Source organism: Lacticaseibacillus jixiensis (genome assembly GCF_042847315.1).
In the GTDB taxonomy this organism is placed as follows: Bacteria; Bacillota; Bacilli; order Lactobacillales; family Lactobacillaceae; genus Lacticaseibacillus; species Lacticaseibacillus jixiensis.
The window spans coordinates 1-5,502 of record NZ_BAAFPR010000059.1; the positions used below are offsets into that span (position 1 = coordinate 1).

The following is a 5,502-nucleotide window of genomic DNA, read 5'->3' on the forward strand; positions in this document are numbered from 1 at the left end:
CCGATAGGGTTGTGTAAAGTGCATGGGGATTGACGGAATACCGGGAATTCCTATGCATCTATTATACAACGATAACGGGTTAAGGAGCTGTTACAGATAACTTGGACAAATTATTCACCAGCCACTATCTAACGATTCTTACCGTTTCTTTAGGAGCCAAAGTTTATCTTACTATGAGGAGCACATCAGTGTACAAATATAAGCAGAAAAAGCGCTACGATTGCTGGACTACCCTGTGTAAATATGATTTTCTTGTTAGCTGTCAGTGATCCAAAAGCGGCAGCAAGCACGACAAAACCCACGAATAAAATCTGAACGTGGTAGGAGGCACCACCACTGAGCCCATATCGAGCATATAACAAGCCTACACCGATGAATCCATTATATAGTCCTTGGTTTGCCATCGATGATTTGGCTTCTTTGGTGGCAAGATATCCTTTTGACAAGTCAAAAGCCTTACGGGCCATTTTTGTTTGGGTGCCAAACATCTCGAGAAGCATTATCAGCAATGCCTCAGCGGCGACTAGTAGCACGAACATATCCTTTACAAATAGCATTACCTATTCCCCCTAAAGAAATTCATTAAAATTGAAAATTTATACGATAAAGCATAGTATAACAGACTTCGGAGCGGGGGAACATTTATCCTGGATTATTCTTAAACACGAAAAAATACAGCGCAACCTCATGACTGGCATGAAGTTCATGACAGAGGAAGATAGTATCGTGCACTGTCTGACGGTTAACTTTATTTAAACCTGTTCTCCGAAAGGGTAACAACAATAAGAACTCCAAAGTTAACCAAAAACTGCTTTTGCTTTTCGTCAAGCTTTACTCGTTCACGCAAAGCTTGATCGGATGCATGACGAAAGCATTGAGTCTGTTGTCGAAATGATTTAATCTGCTCATCCGTCAGTAATCCCATAAAATATGCATTATCAATTGATACAAACTTGCCATCCTGCTTTAAGATATTTTCAATTGTATTATTAAGTAACTCAAGCTTCTCATCGGCACCCCTCGACGTAAAAGAAGCGTCTCGCGTAGAAATTTGATTAATCGACTCAAGAAGGCGGTTTCCCATCTCAATTGGTTCACTCGAAGCTGTAACATTGAACTTTATAGAAGTAACATCATAACCGCCTTCAGAATCAAGTGCATCGGTAAATAATATCTTCAGCCCTCGAGATCTTGAAAGCTTTTGCCATTCATGTATCACTGGTTCATTTGCACCAATAGTTACGCACAAGCCCTCTTGATTCCACGGGTGATTACCACCATCATCGTGATACGCAAAATTTCCTGTCGGCTTGAGATAAAATTCACTTTGCACGATTAAATCTCGCAAGTCAGTGTTATTAAGCTTAATATTTTGTAAAAAAACATCTTTTCGGGTCATCGATGCCATACATTAACACCTACTTTTATATTCTTACGTTTATTCATCCTTAGACGAACTCTATAATGATTCTTATCTATACTTATGCGTATCATCTTCGGCAACGTGGCTTAACAAGGAATATTCTTGCGGCTGTGCACCGCCCACTATCGCTGCCAGCTGTTCCATCGTCCCACGACCATCGCCAGCCGTATAGAATTTCAGGCCGCTAATATGGACGTTGTTTGCCGCATCAGCGAACTCCATCTCGGCTTGATGATTCGTCATGTACAGCAGCAGCTCTTCTTTCCACAGCTCACCTTCAAACCGTTCGCCGCTCATGCCCTTAGGTTCAATGAAAATCTGGAAATAGAAATCATCCGTATCTTCAAGGAAGAGAATGAAGTCAGGCTGATATCCGGTCAAGTGGACACCACGCTCAGGGTTCTGCTGGTACTGATGCAGCTTCAGTGCTTCACTCTTTGCCGACTCACGGTGCATGGTTTCATCCATGCGGAATAGATACACAGCCTTGTGGTACTTCGCCTGTAACTCCAGCACATGGCCTTTAATGCGTTCAATCAGTTCATACTCCAAGCGGTTCACAATCGCCTTATCGTAGATGTAGAAAGCATCTGCATCCATCTCATAGATCTTGATATCTTGGGTCTTCTCATATTGCGTTTGCGTATCATATTCGGGAACACGCTTCTTGTAGTCGCCCAGATAGTCTTTAATGGGATAGCCGATAAACTTGTTCGTCCCGCGCTTCTTGACAAAGCCAGTCTGAATCTTAACTTGATATTCCTTCAGCAGCGCCACGATCACCGCTAAGATTTCATCAGGGGTTAGATTACGCTCGCGATATTCCACTGGTACCGTCAGGAACAACTTCAAATTCCGCGCATTCAGCCACTGCTCACCGTAGATGAATTCACTCATCGACCGAATACATGGAACGTACTGCTTCAGGTTATCGAAGCGGTAAAATTCCAGCTTCTGAATGGCCTTCTTAACATAGCGATCATCAAAGCGAGGAACACTGATGGTCTTGGTCTCAACTGCATCTGAATACGCTTGGTAATTCACCTCGCGTGAGCCATAGTTGAGGTTACGCTGAATATCCGGCTTGTGGTCAATCCCGTACTTCTGAATCGAATCAAAATAAGTCTCTGGAACATCAACCGATTCATTGTAATAGATTTTCCCGTGGCGATAGGCGTCAGTCTTCTTGAACGCCGACTTCACCTTGATTTCTTCCAACGGGTTCTTGGTGTCCTTACCCGTGGGTAAGTCCATCTGCTTCAGTGAACCGACTAACTGCTTCAGATACTGCGGTTCATTCATCGTATGGTAGTGCAATGTCTCCAAAATCAGTTGCCGATTGGATGGATCATTATCAAAGCGCCGCTGGTAGCTCTTCTTGCCGTCAAGTTCAAACGGATAGTATCGTGCGCCACGGCCAATCAGTTGTGCTTCAACCATCGTAGCACCCTTATTGGCCTTGGCCTCTTCGCTAATCCGCACAATATCATACAAGTTGAGGACATCCCAGCCTTCAGTGAGCTTGGCCACCGCAAACACAACCCGATAGAAGTTATTGGGACTCTCCAACGTATTGAGCGCTTGGTATTGGCCTTTTTCCAACATGTTGCCGCTGGCATCGTTGGCGTTCAGGACATTCTTAGGATTGAAGTCATGCTTAATTTCGCTAACAATCTTGGCAAGGTCAGCTTCATTTTGCATGTAATAGCGATATGCCAGTTCAAGAACGGCATTATCGTTACTGTCCAGCAGCTGTTGGCGTTCAATGAACGTCTGCAGGTCTTTGGCGTTCAGACCAGCGATTATCTCGTTGAACCGATCATTGGCCTTCTTAGAGACCGCAACCTTAGCCGACTTGAACATGACGATCGGCTTGAAGGTGCTCGAAACATGCTCCATCTTGGCGCGATACTTACGGAACTGTGATAGCAATACCACATTAAGCATCTTGTCATCATCACTAGCTGAAGTTTCAATCCGCTTCACTTCTTTAGAGTATCCATCCCGCATGAATCGACTCAGTGGGTAGCGATAAACCACCTTATCACGATACTTGTTGTAAATGGTGTCCTTATCAAAATCAACCGTGGCCGTGAATTCAAGCAATAAGTTCTTCTTGGTTGCCTCGCCATCGTCCGCGATGCAATCTCGGGCTGTCAAGATCTTGTTAATCGCCGATTCCCACGTATGTTCTGCTTCTTGCTCCGACTTCGTGCTTGCCGAATAATGGTGGGCTTCATCAGCTAACACCGCCACCGGTGCGCGTTCATAGTCCGCTAAGCCCATCGTGTTTTCTTTCAGGGTAAACAGATCACTGGAGACAGTTTGCACCGTTGCCAGCTTGATGTAGATCGTATTAGCCTGCTGAATCCGCGGGTAGCGATTAACCTGTTGAATGGCGATATGCTCACCGTTGATTTCAATATCGCTGGTAAACATGTACTTCTCACTGTCGGAGTTAATGAGGTTATCCATCGTCTTCATCAGCACTGAGTTCGTGTTGACAGTAAATAGGAAGTTTTGATAGCCCTCACTCTGGTATAGATACAAGATTAACGCTGCCATCAGATCGGTCTTCCCCGAACCAGTGGCCATGTTAAACAGAACATGCTGCGGACTAGGCTTAATCTGCGTTTGCGTATAGTTGTAGTTGCTTAACGCTTGCTCCTGATACGGACGTAGCGTGTGAATTAGGTTGCTACTAATATACCTTGGCATTTCCCAAGCATGATGAAACAGACTGGACTCCGCTTGTTCAGCCTGCTCAACCAATGGAAAATGTAATACCTGCGCTGATGATTTCTTAGCTTTAACCATCGCTACTCTCCATCCCCGTAAAAGCTCTTGTTAAACTGATAGTCCTCATCTGACAAGAATTCCCGAACATCTGCATCGTCAATTTCAGAGTAGTTATAGTACAAGCCGTTCTTGTCCAATAACTTCACCAGCAGCCGTTTCTGATCATCAGGCTTCACCTTGGATCGATCCCATTCAATCTTGCTAAGATCAGCACGGAATGAGATATCCGCTGGTGCCATTGAGCCTTCAACACCCGTCAGCATTCGGTCATAAACTGATTGAAGTTCATCCATTGAACTAGACGCGATAATATCTTGAAGATAACCCATGTTCTTAGGGAATAGTTCGGCGTACACGAAGGAACCGCCACCCTGCCAGTCAACGTCTTTGGAAATACCGCCTTGTTCGCCAGCAATCACCTTTTGGAGACGTGGAACCGAAACTGTGTTGATATAATCCATCTGCTCAATACCAATGAAACGACGATTCATCTTCATTGCAACGGCTTGAGTGGTTGCTGATCCCATAAAGAAATCAAGAACTAAATCTCCAGGATTCGTAGCAATTTCAACAATTCGCTTAAGTGTTCCTTCTGGCTTTGGGAACGCAAATGCTTTTGATCCTAATAACTCTTTTAAGTGCAATGTTCCACGCTCAGAATTGACTTCCTTGTCCCACCACACTGACCGAGCCATGACCGTATTTTTGCGATATTTTTCTTGAATTGACCAACCGCCGTCTCGCATTGGCCTAGCGACTACGTTCTTACCTGCATTCTCTTCTAATTTGGGCTTTCCCCAACGCCAGACAGTTTGAATGCCTTGAGATTTTTTAGGAAGTACCGGTTCGGTAAATTGCGCGTCACGCACTCCAGACACTTGATAGAATCCATCTTTATCTTTGGAACGCAAATTTACGTATATTGGATAACACAGATTAGGACGGTTATCAGAATTAAACCTGGATTATTCATAGAATTTCAAAAAAGCAGCGCAATCCCATGATTCACACGGGACTGCGCTGCTTTGGTGTTTCACCCATTGGGTGCGCCTATATGCTAAGGTTGAGTCGATGAAAACCATCACGAAAGCGAGGCTTCACACCATCTCAACTTTAACCAGCTTATCCCTGCAATGCAATACCAATGTGACTATGACCGCCGACGGCGGTCAACTTTCAAATGACGCCGGGCTCGTTTTGTTCCAAGAGTTTCTTCATCGTATCAACTTTAGGCAACTTGCCAATCAGTGCCTCAAGTTACCAGACCAACGACGATTCTG

4 protein-coding genes are annotated in these 5,502 nt (G+C 44.5%); all 4 read right to left on the bottom strand.

The genetic code is table 11. The features are described from left to right. Positions 1 to 185: 185 nt before the first annotated feature. Positions 186 to 557: a DUF1304 domain-containing protein gene (locus tag ACGG90_RS15215; protein ID WP_032960879.1), complete on the bottom strand. Its 372-nt coding sequence runs from the start codon at positions 555 to 557 to the stop codon at positions 186 to 188. A gap of 191 nt (positions 558 to 748) precedes the next feature. Beyond that, positions 749 to 1,408, bottom strand: a complete 660-nt coding sequence (locus tag ACGG90_RS15220; RefSeq protein ID WP_050512717.1) for a hypothetical protein — start codon at positions 1,406 to 1,408, stop codon at positions 749 to 751. A gap of 63 nt (positions 1,409 to 1,471) precedes the next feature. Next, entirely contained in the window at positions 1,472 to 4,240 is a 2,769-nt protein-coding gene (locus ACGG90_RS15225; RefSeq protein WP_032960883.1) for a DEAD/DEAH box helicase family protein, read from the bottom strand. Positions 4,241 to 4,242: 2 nt separating this feature from the next. Beyond that, positions 4,243 to 5,100: a DNA methyltransferase gene (locus ACGG90_RS15230; RefSeq protein WP_390410688.1), complete on the bottom strand. Its 858-nt coding sequence runs from the start codon at positions 5,098 to 5,100 to the stop codon at positions 4,243 to 4,245. Positions 5,101 to 5,502: the final 402 nt, after the last annotated feature.

Coding starts and splice junctions, on each gene's coding strand:
- ACGG90_RS15215 (WP_032960879.1), bottom strand. CDS start 557: ATGCTATTTGTAAAGGATATGTTCGTGCTACTAGTCGCCGCTGAGGCA.
- ACGG90_RS15220 (WP_050512717.1), bottom strand. CDS start 1,408: ATGGCATCGATGACCCGAAAAGATGTTTTTTTACAAAATATTAAGCTT.
- ACGG90_RS15225 (WP_032960883.1), bottom strand. CDS start 4,240: ATGGTTAAAGCTAAGAAATCATCAGCGCAGGTATTACATTTTCCATTG.